General features: G+C 69.6%; 15 protein-coding genes. 5 read left to right on the top strand and 10 right to left on the bottom strand.

What is annotated here, in order from left to right:
- Positions 1–473: 473 nt before the first annotated feature.
- Positions 474–3179, top strand: coding sequence for an NACHT domain-containing protein (locus ABD999_RS19075; protein WP_271278378.1), 2706 nt, complete (start codon positions 474–476; stop codon positions 3177–3179).
- Positions 3180–3937: 758 nt separating this feature from the next.
- Here ABD999_RS19075 and ABD999_RS19070 read toward each other — a convergent pair.
- Genes ABD999_RS19070 through ABD999_RS19055 form a run of 4 tightly spaced genes read right to left on the bottom strand, consistent with a single transcriptional unit; the run spans position 3938 to position 6539 of the window.
- The gene (locus ABD999_RS19070; protein ID WP_271278379.1) at positions 3938–4585 is read right to left on the bottom strand and encodes a DivIVA domain-containing protein; all 648 of its coding nucleotides are present in this window, start codon (positions 4583–4585) and stop codon (positions 3938–3940) included.
- The gene (locus ABD999_RS19065) at positions 4582–5703 is read right to left on the bottom strand and encodes a globin domain-containing protein (RefSeq protein ID WP_148037035.1); all 1122 of its coding nucleotides are present in this window, start codon (positions 5701–5703) and stop codon (positions 4582–4584) included. Before ABD999_RS19065 ends, ABD999_RS19070 begins: the two co-directional genes overlap by 4 nt.
- Complete coding sequence (locus ABD999_RS19060; RefSeq protein ID WP_271278380.1) at positions 5704–6087, bottom strand: group I truncated hemoglobin; 384 nt, start codon at positions 6085–6087, stop codon at positions 5704–5706. It lies immediately after the preceding gene.
- The gene (locus tag ABD999_RS19055) at positions 6084–6539 is read right to left on the bottom strand and encodes a TetR/AcrR family transcriptional regulator (protein WP_345482812.1); all 456 of its coding nucleotides are present in this window, start codon (positions 6537–6539) and stop codon (positions 6084–6086) included. The genes ABD999_RS19060 and ABD999_RS19055 overlap by 4 nt, the downstream gene beginning before the upstream one ends.
- Before the next feature lie 118 nt (positions 6540–6657).
- Between ABD999_RS19055 and ABD999_RS19050 the strand changes: the two genes are divergently transcribed.
- Complete coding sequence (locus ABD999_RS19050) at positions 6658–6858, top strand: hypothetical protein (protein WP_271276924.1); 201 nt, start codon at positions 6658–6660, stop codon at positions 6856–6858.
- Positions 6859–6886: 28 nt separating this feature from the next.
- Here ABD999_RS19050 and ABD999_RS19045 read toward each other — a convergent pair whose 3' ends face one another.
- The 5 genes from ABD999_RS19045 to ABD999_RS19025 all read right to left on the bottom strand — a co-directional run bounded on the left by ABD999_RS19045 (position 6887) and on the right by ABD999_RS19025 (position 11264).
- The gene (locus ABD999_RS19045) at positions 6887–7621 is read right to left on the bottom strand and encodes a DUF4097 family beta strand repeat-containing protein (protein WP_271276923.1); all 735 of its coding nucleotides are present in this window, start codon (positions 7619–7621) and stop codon (positions 6887–6889) included.
- A gap of 81 nt (positions 7622–7702) precedes the next feature.
- Entirely contained in the window at positions 7703–8536 is an 834-nt protein-coding gene (locus ABD999_RS19040; protein ID WP_271276922.1) for an LLM class flavin-dependent oxidoreductase, read from the bottom strand.
- Positions 8533–9393: a GNAT family N-acetyltransferase gene (locus tag ABD999_RS19035; protein WP_271276921.1), complete on the bottom strand. Its 861-nt coding sequence runs from the start codon at positions 9391–9393 to the stop codon at positions 8533–8535. The genes ABD999_RS19040 and ABD999_RS19035 overlap by 4 nt, the downstream gene beginning before the upstream one ends.
- A 47-nt stretch (positions 9394–9440) precedes the next feature.
- Positions 9441–9788 (bottom strand): STAS domain-containing protein, encoded by a 348-nt coding sequence (locus tag ABD999_RS19030; protein WP_271276920.1) that lies wholly within the window; start codon positions 9786–9788, stop codon positions 9441–9443.
- Between the two features lie 33 nt (positions 9789–9821).
- On the bottom strand, positions 9822–11264 hold the full coding sequence (locus tag ABD999_RS19025; RefSeq protein WP_271276919.1) for an LCP family protein: 1443 nt from the start codon (positions 11262–11264) through the stop codon (positions 9822–9824).
- An 81-nt stretch (positions 11265–11345) separates the two neighbouring features.
- On the opposite strand from ABD999_RS19025, the gene ABD999_RS19020 reads away from it, so the two are divergent.
- Entirely contained in the window at positions 11346–12362 is a 1017-nt protein-coding gene (locus ABD999_RS19020) for a glycosyltransferase family 2 protein (RefSeq protein WP_271276918.1), read from the top strand.
- 37 nt (positions 12363–12399) lie between these two features.
- Here the strand turns inward: ABD999_RS19020 and ABD999_RS19015 are convergent, their stop codons facing one another.
- The gene (locus ABD999_RS19015) at positions 12400–13647 is read right to left on the bottom strand and encodes an SDR family oxidoreductase (RefSeq protein ID WP_271276917.1); all 1248 of its coding nucleotides are present in this window, start codon (positions 13645–13647) and stop codon (positions 12400–12402) included.
- 95 nt (positions 13648–13742) lie between these two features.
- Between ABD999_RS19015 and ABD999_RS19010 the strand changes: the two genes are divergently transcribed.
- Both ABD999_RS19010 and ABD999_RS19005 read left to right on the top strand, forming a co-directional pair.
- Positions 13743–15179: a CDP-alcohol phosphatidyltransferase family protein gene (locus ABD999_RS19010; RefSeq protein ID WP_271276916.1), complete on the top strand. Its 1437-nt coding sequence runs from the start codon at positions 13743–13745 to the stop codon at positions 15177–15179.
- Positions 15176–15799 carry a DUF5941 domain-containing protein gene (locus ABD999_RS19005; RefSeq protein ID WP_219543593.1) on the top strand — a complete coding sequence of 208 codons (624 nt, stop codon included), beginning with the start codon at positions 15176–15178 and terminating at the stop codon, positions 15797–15799. The genes ABD999_RS19010 and ABD999_RS19005 overlap by 4 nt, the downstream gene beginning before the upstream one ends.
- Positions 15800–15821 lie beyond the last annotated feature (22 nt).

The raw sequence follows: 15821 nt of genomic DNA, 5'->3' as shown, positions 1-15821 counted from the left end.
TACACCGTCGCCTCGGCTGCGGGCGTGTGGACGGCGACGACGACGCCACTTCCATCGCACGATCGGCGTACCGCCGGACGCCTACCGCCGTACGTTCCGAGCATGAGGCTGCAGTCCTCAGCGGCCAGGTACGATCAAAACTCCGGTGCGGCGGCACGCCAGGCGGCGGGCGCCACGTTAGCAATCGACGAGCCGGGGTCGCATCGGACCAGATGCCGGCACAAATCCATCGCCGCGGGCTTGCCCAGCGGAAGTGAGCACGGTGCCGCTGTCGACGTAGAGAACCTCTGGGCCAGCCTGTACCTGGGGGGTCGCGTGTGGCCAGCGCCAGCATTACCAGTGGCTTCCTACTGCTCCTCAGTCGCACTCCGCATCAAGGATCTCTGAATGCCGTCGTGAGTCTCGCTGGCTCGTACACTGACATTGGCTTGCGACATGCTGCCCCGGCCGGTGCCGTGCCCAGAGGAGACGATGTGACTATCGCCGAACTCGTAGCTGCGCCGACCCGGCGGCAGACGCCGCTCAAGACTCTGGCCCACGTTGAGTATCAACTGCGGGTACTGGGATTGCTCTGTGCTGCCGCAGCCGAGGGACCAACCAAGTTGACCACACCGGGATCCCTTGATGTGTGGTCCCGCTACATCACGCTGCAGCGCGGCTCTCTGGGTTGTGCTGCTTGCGAGCGCGCTGCACTCGACGTCGCCGACAGCCTTGATGTCGAAGTGGCTACGGGCACATCGATCCGGAAGATGCGCAATCAGGTGTTCCACGGCGGCCCAGACCCAGAGAACGTTGACCTCGACGCTCTCTATCGGGTGGTCTCGGATAACGCGGACCGAATCGTGGCGATCTACGAGCACGGGCACGTCACTCACTTGGAGCCATTGTTTATTCTGATCGACGGTGAGCTCGCCGCCCTGAACGATTACTCCGAGGGTTCTGCGACCTACTGGCCCCGCCATGGGCAAGTGACCGATGTCACCCGGCCGGAAATCCTCGAAGCGCTCCAAAAGCTGGGCCCACAGAGCGGCGACCGGTTGCTAGAGAGCTTCGCGCTGGACATCCAGAAGGATCTTCGCGGTTTCGCCGAACGAGATTCCATCCAGACCCTCGTCGTTCCGCCCGAGCCGATCGTGGCGCGCTGGGATCTGCGCACCTCCAGCGGGACGATCCAACGCGTCGATCGATTCGAAATAGGTGTTGACCATGACCGGATTTGGTGCACCGAGTCGGGCCCGAAGCCGTACAAGGCTTTCCTGGCGGATATCTGCAATTGGGATCTCCTCAAGGAGCGGCTCTTGGAGGAGCTTGAGGAGCGAATCAAGGCCGAAGGTCTGATTAGTGACGAGCTATTCCCGGATCTCAAGCGGCATGTTCCCGATGTTCCCGCTCGGGTCCGTATTGCCGACGGCCCGCTTGGGGATGGCGGCGACATCACGATTACGCAGGCGTGTGAGCGGATCACTGCTCGGACCGGCATCTACAGCTCATACACGAACCTTATTACGCTGACCGGCGAAGCCGGATCGGGCAAGACACACAGCCTGCTTCAGTTCGCTCGAGAGTCACTCTCCCCCGGTGGCGAGCTCCGTCCTATTGCGATCTACATTTCGTCGAGTGGGACCAGCGCGAACAGCCTCGACACCCTTCTCGAAGCTCGAATGGCTCCCACTCTGATCCTTAACAAGAGCTCCGTGCTGGCGTTGTGCCGCGTGGGTCTTGCGATCCTAGTGATCGACGGCTTCGACGAGCTACTCGGTCTCCGTACTTACGACAATCCGCTGACTGGCTTGAAGCAAATTCTGGATCCGCTGCGTGGCAAGGGGACAGTCGTCTTGTCGGCGCGATCAAGCTACTCGGAAGCCCGGCTCCGTCAGAATTTGGAGTTTCACGCCACGCTAGACTGGCCGCCTTACGTAACGACGCTCGAGCTGTTGCCGTGGCAACCGGAGCAGTTAGAGGAGCTCACCAGTAGGCTGTCACTCCATGTGACGGGGGAGGCTACGTCCCCGGAGGTCCGGCAGCTATTGACCACACCGTTCTTCTGTCTGGCCTTCGCGGCTTGGGCACGATCCGAGAAACCGCTCGAGTTTCTGCAATTCGTCGTCGACACCTATCTGCAGCGCGAACGGCGGAAACTGAAAGGCCAGGGAGGTGACGAACTCTTCGGCTCAGAACTGCTGGCCGCCATCTTCTCGGAGGTCGCAGAAATGGCCGCTCGGAACGCTGTACCAGAGATCTCCGAGGAAGATTTGGAACTGGCGGCGTCCCAGGCCATGGACCGCAATCTTACCCCCGAAGAGAAGCGCCGGCTAATTGCGCTATGCGGAGTGAGCGCTGAATGGGCGGAAAACGACCTCTCGTTCAAGTTCACGCACCTCGCGATCGCCGAGCATTTTCTTGCTCGGCAGATCACCAGGCTGCCGCTCAACCAGGCTGTCTCACTAGTTTTCAGCGTTCCCATATCGACGCTATGCGCACAACTGATCGTCTCCATGTGGCGGACGGAGCACGACAGGGCACCAACCGAACTGATTACGGCACTTCAAGACAAGGTGGCTATAGCGGAGCCTTATAGTCCACGCCTACCCGGAGCGATCAGCCTCGGCGAGCTGTGGGCGAAGGTCCACGGGACAAGCGACGGCCCTCGCGCCGCGCGCCGGATCACAGTGGAGGATCTGGAGCTCGGTGGCACCGGCCGGATCACGCTGAAGGAGGCGCACATCCTGAATCTGGCCATCGGACCCGGCGTCGAACTTCTGTTGATCTCCAGCCACGTCGATCGGATGGATCTGTCGAGGTCGTCGGGCGCGGCTCTGGTGGGTGATTCCCACAAACAGGTGCTTGAGGTGCTTACACAGAGCGAGCTGGCGGTCGGTCAGTCGAGGATCAAGCTTGTACTCGGTCTCACTGAGGACACGACTGACGAGGTCAACGAGATCGACAGCTACTTCAAGTCGAACATGGCCCTTGCCAGGGGACCGGTTGTCGTGAGCTCGCGTGATTTCGCACCATATGCGAGCCCGTTGAACAATTGGATTCTGGAGTACGGTCTCGAAGCCTGGCAGGGCTTCGTCCGTAGGATGCTTGAGGAGGGTAAAATCACCCTCGATAAGGTGAATGCGAGCGGACCTCGGAAGGTGCGGCTGCGCCGGACGGAGAAGTTCGATCAACAGTGACGCGCACGGGGCCGTGACAGTTACGGCACTGCGACGGCTTGGAAGGTCCTCCCATGTCTGTCTCGGGACAGCTACGAGATGATCTTCATAGCCTGGGACGTCGAATTAGGCATTTCCCCAGTTCAAACCGCTGCAGGAGACGGACCAACCGCGCTCTCCTAAACCGGGTGTTGGTTGGCTGAGGCCGTGACGATCGCGGACTTCGGCGCCCGTCTCGTGGCATGGGGCGATCGCCGCCGAGACCTTCCTCCGTCGGGCATGGCGGTGCCAGTTCGGCAACGCTGACGACCCCGGAGCCTACGGTCTTGTTCCGTCACTGTTCCGTGGGAGTGTCGCAACCAGCGAGAAGTGATGTCGCAACCAGCGAGAAGTGATGAGGGGCGTCCGAAGACTCCACCCCTGCTCAGCCCCATGATCAGCGTGTTCTCGCAGGGTGCCGAATCTAGCTTCGGAGAACACCCGGATCTACGAGGGCACCAACCAGATCGAGCGCATGGTGATGGCCCGCCAGCTTCTAAGTAGGCGTTAACCAGCGAGAACCCCGCCTGCCGCTCCTTGGAGGCGGAGCTGTGACGCCCTTCTTCGCGGGAGGTTACGTAGCTGCCCCGCCAGCGCTCCGGTGCCGGGGCTCACGCCCGCAAACACACGATCAAGGGCAAAACACCCGCAGGCGCCCGCTCCGGCGGCGAAGCCGGCGCCGCGGTGATGTCGTCGAGAAGGTGGTCGGCGACCGCGCCAGGGCAGACGTACGGCCCCGGTCAGCGGTGGACCGGTGAGGGGCCGTGGAGGAGCTGCCCGTCCTGGTCAGGGATGGTGCCGAGCTTGTCGACCTCCTGCGCCAGCCCCGCCAGCACCGCCCGCAACTGCACCCGGGTGACGTCGGCGAAGGTGCGCAGGTAGGCGATCTGCCGCTCCAGTTCCTCGGCCTCGGCGCCGTGTTCGCCGCCGCGCGAGCGGTAGGCGCCGACCGCCTGGTCGGCGGCCTCCTCCGCCTGCCGCTGCGCCTCCGTGAGGATCACCTCGTACTGCTGGCGGGCTTCCCCCAGGATCCGCCGGGCGTAGTCCTCCGCCTCCGCGATCTGGACGTCGGCGGTCTGCTGGGCGCGGGAGAGGATGTTGATCGCGTCGACGCTCAGGGCCTGCTGGGGAGCGGCGTGCTCGACGCTGATGCCGTGGTCCTTGTACCACTGCTTCAGACGGTCGATGTACGCCCGGAGGTCCGCCTTCTCCTTGTCCCCGGCCGCCATGTCCTCCGCGACCCGGTACAGGAACGAGCGCACCTCGTCCTCGCTGTAGCCGCGGCGTCCGAGCGGTGTGCGCGAGAACTCCTGCTTGCGTACCCGATCCGGGGTGAGAGGCTGGCGTTCGCGCTCCGGGTGATCTCCCCAAGGCATCTCTGCCGTCATGACTCCCCGCCTTTGTCGCTCGTGAACTCGTCGAAGTGGATCCGCTCGGAGGGCACGCCCGCGTCCAGCAGTCGTCCGACGGTGCTCTGAGCCATCTCCGTGGAGCCGCAGACGAAGACCTGCTGGCCACGCCATGCCTGGAGCGCGACGTCCACGGCGTTGCCGCGGACGCCCCGGTAGAAGGGGTCGTTGGAGACGGCCGGGACGACGGTCAGCCAGGGGTGTTCCGCGGCCATCTTGGACAGCGCTTCGAGGTCGTACAGCTCCCGGGACGTCCGGGCGCCGACGACGACGTCGACCTTCCGTGACGGGCCTTCGTACATCACCTGTTCCACCAGCGCCTTCAGCGGCGCGAGGCCGGTGCCGCCCGCGATGAGGAGCAGGTCGCCGGTGATCTCGGGGGTGAGGCTCAGCCTGTCGCCCACGGGTGCTCCCACGCGCAGGACGTCGCCGCGCCGCGCGCCCATGACCAGGGCGGCGCTCAGCACGCCGCCGTCGACCATGCGGACGTGCAGGTCGATGGTGTTGTCCTGGCGCGGCGCGTTGGCGAAGGAGTAGAAACGCCAGACGCGCGGCCGCATGGGATGCGCGATCGACGCCGACTGGCCGGGACGGTAGCCGTACTGGTAGTTCAGCCGCGCCCTGATCACCGCGATGCCGAGGGCGGGGGTCTCGTGGCTGATGATCTCGCCCTCCCACCAGGGCGGGGTGGTCCTGGACGCGTCCGCGGCGGCGTCCGTCATCACCTGGGCCACCAGGCTGTACGCCTTCGTCCAGTCCTCGGCGAGGGCGGGCGTCCACCGGTCGCCTATGAAGTGCTCCAGGGTGGCGAGCAGCGCCCTGCCGACGGCGGGGTAGTGCTCCGTCACCACGGCGAACTTGCGGTGGTCCCGGCCGAGCTGCTGCAGGAACGGGACCAGCTCCTCCACCCGGTCGACGTTGCTGACGATGTGCCCGAGCGCGCTGACGAGCCGGTCGCGCTGGCTCGCCATCGACACCGGGAACAGGTCCCTCGTCTCCGGGTTCATCAGGAACAGGGCCGAGTAGAAGTACAGCGGCACCTGGTCGCCTGACCGGGCGACGAGGCGCCAGCTGTCCTTCAGAGCTTGCGCGTCCACTCAGTCGGCCGTCTCGACAGGTTCGGCCACGATGGACGACTCCACCTTGTTCAGGATCAGCACGACGTGCTGCAGGATCTCGTCCCCCACGCCGGCCCCCTGCAGCACCGACAGCAGGATCTCGCCGACCTTCGCGTAGTGGTCGGCGGTGATGCCCATGCCGCGGTGCGCCTCCGCCAGGTCGCGGCCCTCGTACGGCTCGGGGCCGCCGAGGACGGAACACAGCAGCACCACCATGTGCCGCTTCAGCCTCGGCATATCGATGCCGGCGAAGTAGGGCTTGAGGTCGGCGTCGTCGAGGACCCGCACGTAGAACAGGTCGACGACGTCGCGAACAGCCGGCGCGCCGCCGATCTGGTCATAGTAGGACGTCGAGGTTGTCACAGATCCTCCAAGGGGGCCAATGCGTCGCAGGACGCGGTCACGACTCGGGGCATGGTGAATAGACGCGCCCTGGCGCTCGGGGACACCGGAAGCCCGGGTGCCCGCGAGAAGGTGAGTGATGGTCGTGGGCTTCCTGCCGTCACCCTTCTTCGGAGCCAGAGCATCGGCGTCGTGTGCAGCGCGAACAGCCTCCGGACGCCCGCCGGCGCGCGCAGCGCGGGAGAGATGATCTGCTCGGTCCACTGGCGGGCCGCCCAGTCGACGGCGTCGAGCTGGAGCTGCTCCTTGTCGCGCCAGTGGGCGAAGAAGCCCGACTTGCTGATGCCGAGCGTGGTGGCCAGCCGGCCGAGCGAGAGCCCGTCGAGGCCCTCCACGGAGGCCAGGCTCACGGCCTGATCGAGGATCGCCTCCCGGCTCCGCTGGCCGCGCAGCCGGCGGCCGTCGTGTGTCATGCCGTGAGACTATATGAACGACCGGTCGTTTACCTAATCAGGTCTTCCTCCTGTTAAACCGGGCTGATGGTGGATAAGGAGGAAACGACGGTAAAGACACTGATCAAGGGAGATGCGCATGCTGCGTCGGAGGAGTCACAGGTCGATGCTCGCGGCCGCCGCGATGGTGGCCGTGCTCGGGTTGACCGGCGCCTGCGGAGGCGGTGGCGACGACGGCGACGACGACCCGGATGTCGTCAACACCAACCAGCAGAACGACGACCAGGACGACGGCCAGGACGACAACGACCAGGACGACAACGACCAGGACGGCGACTGACCCGGGAGCCGGGAGCACGGCCGCCGGGTCAACCAACCCCCTTGATCCGGATATTTCCGGATTCGCTTCTGGCGACGATCGTCCGATCGCTCCTGGCGCTCTTCAGCTCGGAGCGTTCGGACCCCTCGGCGGACTCGGCGGTGATCGCGTACTTCTCGCGCGGCACCGCCACCGTCACCCCGCCCTCCCGCGACCGGGCGTCCAGCTTGACGGGCGCGACGGCGAAGGCCAGCGCGATCGAGCCGCTCACCGTCCGGGCCCGCACGTCGGCCGACTTGAGGCCCGAGCCCTTGATCGGCTCCTCGCCGCCCAGGAGGCGCAGCCTGCCCGACGTCCCCTCGGCCGTGATGGGACCGCGGGTCGAGACGTCCGCGTCCTGGTCGAGGTTCTTCAGGATGACGCCGTCGTCGGAGCCGTCGACCACGAGCCTCGTCCCCGGCGGCACCCGTACGTGGTAGCGGGCGCCGCAGGTGCCGAACACCATGGTGCAGTCGGCGCTCAGCCGGAGCACGCCCCCTCGGAACGACCAGGAGGCGTTGCCGTCCCTGGCCGCCTTCCCCTCCAGCCACCGGTCGACCCGGACCTCGCCGGCCGTGCCCGGCAGGAAGCGCAGGCCGCCCACGGAGGACTTGACGACCAGCGTCGCCCCTGAATGGGCGAACGCCCGCGCGGAGTGCGTCTCGGTGTCGTCGAAGGTCGCGCCGCAACCGGCGAGCCCGGCCATCCCGGCGATCACCGCTGCCACTGTCAAGGTCCGCTTCATGCTTCCGATCGTGGCCGGGGCGCCGGTGGGCGCGGATCAGCCTTCCGGCCGATCGCTGTCCGCCTTTCGGCCAGATCCCCGTCAGAGCGCGGTGAGGAGGGCCTCCACGTGGGGGACCGGGTCGGCGGCCACCGGGCGGACCAGCACGGTGCCGGCGCCCGCCGACCACAGGGCCCTGACGTGCGCCGCGGCCTCCTCGGCGGTGCCGACGGCGCTCGCCACCTCCTCCGGCGCCACGCCCAGGAACTCGGCCTGGCCCTCGGCCACGTGGCCGGGGAAGCCCGGCCCGACGTGCAGGTAGGTGAAGGCGGCGAGCTCGTGATCACCGGCGGGGGAGATCTGGCCGAGCGCCTGCCTGACCTGGTCGGTACCGAGGCCCTCGGGCAGGATCGTGCCCTGAGCCACCCGCCCGGACAGGGCCAGCGAGCGGGGACCCTTGACGCCCGCCAGCACCGGCGGGACCTCGCGCGGCGGGTGCACCAGCGACAGCCCGTCCAACTGGACCGACCGGCCCGCCATGGTGACCGTCTCGCCCCTCAGCAGCGCCCGTACGGAGGTGATCGTCTCCTCCAGGAGGGCCAGCGGCGACGGCGGCGCGGCCCCCGCCTGGGCCATCCACGCCGGCACCCCGTGGCCGATCCCGGCGGCCAGCCTGCCGGGGTGCAGCCGGGCCAGGTTGGCCAGCTCCATGGCCAGCAGCATCGGGTTGCGCAGCGGCGCCGGGGCGATGCCGATGCCCACGCGCAGCCGGGAGGTGACGGCCAGGGCGGTGGCGGCGGAGGAGACGCCGCCGGTCCAGCCCAGGTCCTCGACCACCCACAGGTCGTCCACCCGGTCCAGGGCGTCGAGCGCCCGCGCCACCGGCACGAGCCGCTCCGGCGGCAGATCCCGGTCGAAGATCACACCAAGTCTCACGAGGACATCCCATCACGGAGTCGCCAGTAGTAGCGGTGCAGGCGGCCGGCCTCGGAGTATCCGGCCCGCAGGAACGCCGCCGCGGTCGGGGCGTTGGCCACGTCGGTGGCGGCCACGACGCGCTGGACCCCGGCCTCGGCGAGCGTGCGGGTGCCGTGGGCCAGCAGGTCGTCGACGTAGCCGTGGCCGCGATGCTCCGGCACCACCCCGATGTAGGCGATCGAGTGGTCGTCGGGCGCGACCAGGCCGACCGGCTCGCCGTCCAGACAGCCGATCACGAACCAGCCGGGCTTGCCCTTGCGGTTCATCAGGTCGTCGTACATCCAGCGCGCCTCGTGCTCGGCCCCCACCGTCGCCAGCTCCACCCGGGTGTCGTGGTCGAGCGACCCGTACGAGATGCGCACCAGCAGGTCGAGCACCTCGGCCGGGTCGAGCTCCCTGGCCGGGCGGTAGGTCAGCCGGCCGGGGTCGGCGGGCAGGTCGCCGCCTGGCCGCCATTCGAGCAGCAGCCGCTCGACCTCCAGCGCGAACCCCGCGCCGGTCAGCGACTCGTGCTCGACCGCACGGTCGATGAGCGGCGACAGGCCGGACGGCAGCGAGATGTCATGGATGACCTTCTGGACGCCGGCGGCGGCGAGGGCCCGGCGCAGCAGGCGCGAGGCGGCGGCCGGGTCGGGGCCGGCCGTGAACTGCCAGACGATCATCGGCTCCGCGCCGGCGAAGGGCGCCCAGAACGCCAGCCGGACGGGCCCGTCAGTGAAACACCACTCCGGCCGGGTCCTGCCCTCGTCGTGGGCGGCCACGAGCTGGGACCGCGCGGGCTCGGGGAACTCCTCGAACAACGCCAATGCCTCCACAGGAGAACCGCAGGGACGATGACATCGTCTCGCATCCCTGGGCAGGGCTACGCCGCGGCGGCGAGCGCCGCCTGGGCGTCCGTGAGCGAGGGGCTCGTCTCGAAGTGGCGGTCGAGGTTGGTGATCGTCAGCAGGTGGCTGATCATGCCCTCCTGGAGGACCAGGATCAGCCTGCCGCCGGTGCGCCGCGCGTGGTTGTGCGTCGAGACCAGCACGCCCAGCCCCACCGAGTCGCAGAACGGCACCTCGCTCAGATCCATCACGAGCATGAGCGGGCCGGGGGAGGACAGGACCGGCTCCAGCTCGGCGCGCAGCCGGGGAGCGCCCGCCACGTCGAGCTCCCCGGAGACGCGCAGGACCGTGCAGAGTTCCTCCTGCCAAGACCTGACAATCATGGGGAAAGGGTGCCCCCTTGGCTGATTGTTAACCTATTTCTTGCAGATGTTCTGCGTTGCCGTTTCCGCAGATGGGGAAGCGCTCGGCCGCGCCGACGGCGTCGTGGAGGCCTTGGGCTTGGCCACCTTCGGCTGGTCGGCGCCGATGACGACCTCGATCTCCTTGACGTCCGCCTTCCGCAGGTCGGACCCGGGGATGGCGGCGGCGACCGTGCGGGCGGCGGCCTCCTGGCCGGGGCCGTAGCGCACCACGGTCTTCTTGTGGTCCTTGCGCGCGGTGTTGCCGGCGTCCTCGGGCACCTGGAAGCCGTACGCGACCAGCGCGGTGCGCGTCCGGGCGCCGAGCCCGGTGATCAGCGTGCCGTTGAGCACCTTGACCGAGATCTGCTGCGGCGGGACGGACGTCGGCCCGGCCGAGGCCTTGGCCGAGGGACTCGCCTTGGGGGTGGGCTTGATCAGGTCCTGGTCGGCCTCGATGGCCCGGAACAGCTCACGCGCCTTCTGCTTGTCCCACAGCACCGCCGACTCGCCCGTGGAGGTGCGGAAGTCGACGTCCTCCAGCGGCACGTCGGCGAACTGCACGTTGTCGAGCTTGACGTCCCGCAGCTGGGTGGCCAGCCCGAGCAGCCCGTCGTCGGGGTCGACCTTGATCGTGCCGAGCGTGGTGTTGACGAACGAGGCCAGCTTGGCCGGGTTGGCCAGCGTGTCGGCGCTCAGCGCCCGGTTGAGCAGGGCCGAGATCACCTGCTGCTGCCGGTCGATCCGGTCGAGGTCGGAGCGGGCGGTGGCGCGGGTGCGGGCGTAACCCAGCGCCTGCGCGCCCTGCAGCTCGTGGGTGCCGGCGGCGAGGTTGAGACCGGTCTTCGGGTCGTTGATCGGCACGGGCGTGCAGACGGTGACGCCGCCGAGCGAGTCGACCACGTCGATGAAGCCCAGCACGTTGACCTCGATGTACCGGTTGATCTTCAGGCCGGTGGCCTGCTGCACGGCCTGCACGGTGAGCTTCGGGCCGCCGAACTGGTAGGCCGAGTTGATCTTGTGATCGCCCTTGCCGGGGATCGTCGTCCAGGTGTCGCGCGGCAGGCTCACCACGGTGATCCGGCTGTGGTCCTCCGACAGGTGGATCACCATCATGGTGTCGGTGCGCTGGCCCGACTCGCGGCCGAGCTTCAGCTCGTTCTGCTTCTTGCGGGTGAGGTCGTCGCGCTTGTCGACGCCCACCAGCAGGATGTTCTCCGCCCCGCGCGGCGCGGTCTCCTCGACCCCCGCGTCGACCGTGCCGATCTGGCGTGGCGTCGCCCACACCACGCCGGTGCCGATCAGGACGCCCGTGGACAGCAGGCCCGCGAGGACCGCGTTGCGCCGCCGCACCCTGGCGCTCCTGCGCGGCCTGCGCCGCCCGCCGGCGAGCTTGACGCCGCCGTAGGCGTCGCCGCCCACGATCACCCCGGCGTCCTCCTCGCCTGGGTCGCGCATGACCGTCCCCCTCCGTGCCGCCGGAGGATTGCGCTCTCGATTGCCGTCCTCCCGTGGTCGTACAGTAGCGTGAGCCCCGCCATGAAGCAGTTCCCCGACTCGCCGCACGCGCCAGCGGAGACGCGTGGCTGGCCCCCCATCTCCGTCGTCATGCCGGTCCTCAACGAGGAACGCCATCTCCGCGAAGCCGTCGACCAGGTGCTCGCCCAGCACTACCCGGGTGAGATCGAGGTCGTCCTCGCCGTCGGTCCGTCACACGACCGCACGCAAGAGGTCGCCGACGCCATCGCCGCCGCCGACCGCCGGGTGACCGTCGTGCCCAACCCCACGGGCCGCACACCCAACGCGCTCAACGCCGCCATCGCCGCCTCCCGCAACGGCATCATCGCCAGGGTCGACGGCCACGCCATGCTCCCGCCCGACTACCTGCGGGTGGCGGTCGAGACCCTGTACGAGACAGGAGCCGACAACGTCGGCGGCGTGATGGCGGCCGAGGGCGTCAGCCCGTTCGAGCAGGCCGTCGCGTGCGCGATGACCTCCAAGATCGGCGTGGGCGCGGCGGCCTTCCACGTCGGCGGCACGGCCGGGCCCGCCGACACGGTCTACCTCGGCGTGTTCAGGCGCTCCGCGCTGGCCCGGGTGGGCGGCTACGACGAGCACTTCCAGCGCGCCCAGGACTGGGAGATGAACCACCGCATCCGCCAGACCGGCGGCCTGGTGTGGTTCCAGCCGCGGATGCGGGTCTCCTACCGGCCTCGGCCCAACGTCAAGGCGCTCGCCAAGCAGTACTTCCACTACGGCAGATGGCGCCGGGTGGTGGCGCGCACCCACGAGGGCACGATCAACCTGCGCTACCTCGCGCCGCCTGCCGCCGTGCTGGCCATCCTGCTCGGGCTGGTGGTCGCGCCGTTCTTCCCCCTGGGGTTGGTCGTCCCGGGCGGATACGCCGCGGCCATCGTGGCGGGTTCGGCGCTGACCGGAAGCGGGCTGCCCTGGTCGGCCAGGCTGCGGCTGCCGGTGGTGTACGCGACCATGCACATGTCATGGGGCTGGGGCTTCCTCACCAGCCCCCGCAAACTGGCCCGCCCATCCCGCTGACGCCACGCACCGTTCCGTACGGTGCGTGAGCGTGGGATCAGCCTTCCATGACCTGTCCGGTCAGGCCGGAGGCGAGCGCGTCCAGGCAGGTCCGCGCCGTCCGGTGGGGGTCGGTCGTGAGGACCGCGTTGACGCGGATGTCGTCGGCTGCCCATTCGGAGGCGAGGGCTCGGGCCAGCTCGGCGGTCGCCGCACGGGCCGGGGCGGCGACGCTGCCGTCGCCGCCGTCTGCCTGGAGGACGAGGGTGCCGCCGGTCTCGCGCAGGAGCGGGTACGCGGCCCTGGCGACGTTCGACGCCCCGAGGCAGGCCAGGGCCAGGGCTTCCGCGTCGGCCGCCGCGAGCGAACCGGGGCGCGGCCCCGCGAGGTGGATGACGTGGTGCACCGGGCCCGCCTCGGCCAGGGCCTTGGCCGCCTGCTCCTCCGTACGGGCCAGGTCCGCGGGGAAGCACCGCACCACCGCGCCGTATCCGGACGCCAGGGCGGCGAGGACGGCGCCGTCGCCGAACACCGCGACCGTGCGGCCGGAGAGGACCCGCCGGTAGTCGGGCGGGGCGGGCGCGGGCGTGCCGGCGGCGGCCAGGCGCAGTAGCTGGTCGGCGATGGACAGGTCGATCGGGTGGGTGACCTTCATGTTGCGCTCGCTGCCCGGCACCAGGTAGATCGGCACCTCCGGCAGGTAACGCAGCACCACGCCGCAGTCGTCGGTCGCCTGCCGGGTGGCGAAGCCGGGATCGGCCATCGCCCGCCGGTACGCCTCGCGGATCACCGACAGCCGGAACGCCTGCGGCGTCTGCGCCCGCCGCAGCCGCGACCGGTCCAGCACCTCGCGCACGATGTCGTCCTCGGCCACCAGCACCGTGTCGGAGCTGGGGATCGCCACCTCGACGGCTTCGTACGTCTCCAGGGCGCGGACACAGTCGGTGATGATCCGGGGCTCCAGCAAGGGCCGCACGGCGTCGTGCAGGAGCACGTTGCACTCCCGCTCGCCCACCGCCTGAAGGGCCCGCCAGGTGCTCTCGGTCCGGCTCGCCCCGCCCTCGACGATCGCGGTCACCTTGCCGAAACCGCACCGCCGCACCAGCTCGCGCACCGGCTCCACGAACCCCGGCGTCATCAGCACGACCACCTCGTCGACGTCGGGAGAGGCGTCGAACAGCTCGATCGTGTGCTCCAGGATCGTCCGCCCGGCCAGCTTGATGAGCTGCTTCGGCTCACTGTGGCCGACACGCCGGCCTGTGCCGCCCGCGAGCACCACGCCGATGGAGGGCAGCCGAGAAATCATAGTTCGAGGGTAACGGTACTGGTCCGTGCTATCGCGTGGCCCGATCGCTACGCTGTGTGCCACGCGCTCCCTCATCAAACGGGAGGACCCGCGCCTTGACCGACTCGCTCACCGAGAGCGGCACGATCGTGCTGCTCGCCACGACACCGGCGGCCCGGCTCGGCTGCCGCGAGGGCACGCTCACCGACCGGCTCGCGGACCAGCTCGCGACCCTGCCCACCCGCGAGGTCCAGGTGCTGACGTCGGCCGGCGGGCTCGCCGCCGACCTGCGCGTGGTGGCCAAGCTGGCGCGCGTGGCGTCGGGGCCGGTCGCCCTGCTGCCCGGCGACCTGGTGGCCCACACGGAGGCGCTGGCCGTACTGCTGGAGCACCCGGCGCGCGACACGCGGGCGCTGGTCGACGGCGAGGCCGCGGCGGGGCCGACCCGGCCGCCGCTCCGCGTCGAGGGCGGGCGGATCACCGCGGCGGGCAGCTCGTTCCACACCGTGCCGGAGGCCAACACCGCGTTCGCCGGCGGGCTGCAGGCCGGCGAGGCCGACCTGGGCGTGCTCGCCGAGGTCGCGGAGGAGCTGGCGGAGCTGGCGGAGTCGGGCAGGCTCGGCCCCGTCACCCCTGTCGAGACCGTCGACCTGCTGCTGGTCGGGCTGGTCAGATCCGGGGTGCCGGTGCGCACGGCGGCGCTCGGGCCGCTCCACTGCGTGCGGCCCACCGGCCAGGCCTCCGCCGACGCCGCGATCGAGCGGCTCGCGGAGGTGGACGAGGACCAGGTCCGCCTCGACGGCGCGGTGAAGTCCGACGACGGCTTCTTCACCTCATACCTCGTCTCGCCCTTGACCCGCCATCTGATCAGGCCCGCGCACGCGCTCAAGCTCACCCCGAACGCCGTCACCGGCGTCTCGGTCGCCGTGGCCGTGCTGGCGGCGGTCTGGTTCTCCCAGGGCGGCAGGGTCGCGCTGGTGGCCGGGGCCCTGCTCTTCTACCTGTCGTTCGCGCTCGACTGCCTCGACGGCCAGCTCGCCCGCTACACGCGCGGGTACACGCCGCTCGGCGCGTGGGCCGACGGGATGGCCGACCGGTTCAAGGAGTACGCGGTCTACGTGGGGCTGGCCTACGGCTACGCGGCCACGCACGGCGGCGGCAACCCCGACGGCATCTGGTTCCTCGCCGTCGCCGCCATGATGCTGCAGGCCGTCCGCCACTCGCTCCAGTTCGCGTACGCCGGGTCCGTGTGGGACGCCGGCCAGACCGGCGCGCTGCCTGCCAGGCCATCGCGCTCGCTGCTGGAGCCGTCCGACGCCGGGCGCCGCCGCCCTCGGCAGGGGCTGCTCAGGATCGCCCAGCGGGTGCGTCACGGCTCCGCGGTCCACTGGCTGCGCAGGATGGTCGTGCTGCCCATCGGGGAGCGTACGGCGCTGATCGCGGTCACGGCCGCGGTGTCCGACGCCCGGGTCACGTTCGTGGCGCTGCTCGGCTGGGGCGCGGTGGCCGCCGCCTACCAGCTCGTCGGCCGGATGATGAGGTCTGCTGAATGAGCTCTGTCCACATGGTGCCGGTGCCCCGGGGCAAGGTCGTGGCCTACCGCGACGACGGGCCGCTCTCACGCGGCATGGGCATGCTCGTGGCCGGGCAGCTCCCGCCGCTGCCGCCGCTCGTCGCCGCCGCCTTCGTCATCGGGATCCTGCTGCTGATGGGGGTCGCGGGGGCCGGCGGGCTGGCGGTGTTCGCGCCGCTCGTCACGCTGCTGCTGGCCGGGCCGGGCAGCTCCCATCCGCACGACGGCCGGCTCGACTGGATGGCGCCGCCGATCCTGCGCGGGATCGAGTACGCCTTCATCGCCGCCTGCGGCTTCGCCCACGGTGTGCCCCCGGTGCTGATCTTCCTGCTGCTCGGGGCGGCCGCCTTCCACCATTACGACCTGGTCTACCGGCTGCGCCAGCAGGTCTACCCGCCGCCCTGGCTGGCCGCGCTCGGCCTCGGCTGGGAGGGGCGGATGCTGGTGCTCGGCCTGTTCGCCCTCGTGGGCTGGGTGACCGGTGGGTTCGTGCTGCTGGCGGTGTATCTGTGGGGCGCTTTCGGGTGGGAGAGCCTCACATGCTGGCTCGCCGCGCCCAGGACCGGGGTGCGCACGGCGGACACGGGAACGCAAGACTAACGGCGGATTACCCTCACGAGGC

This window comes from Nonomuraea ferruginea (assembly GCF_039540635.1).
Taxonomy (GTDB): domain Bacteria; phylum Actinomycetota; class Actinomycetes; order Streptosporangiales; family Streptosporangiaceae; genus Nonomuraea; species Nonomuraea ferruginea.
The sequence above is the reverse complement of the archived record's forward strand: the minus strand, read 5'-3'. Positions and strand labels throughout refer to the sequence as shown.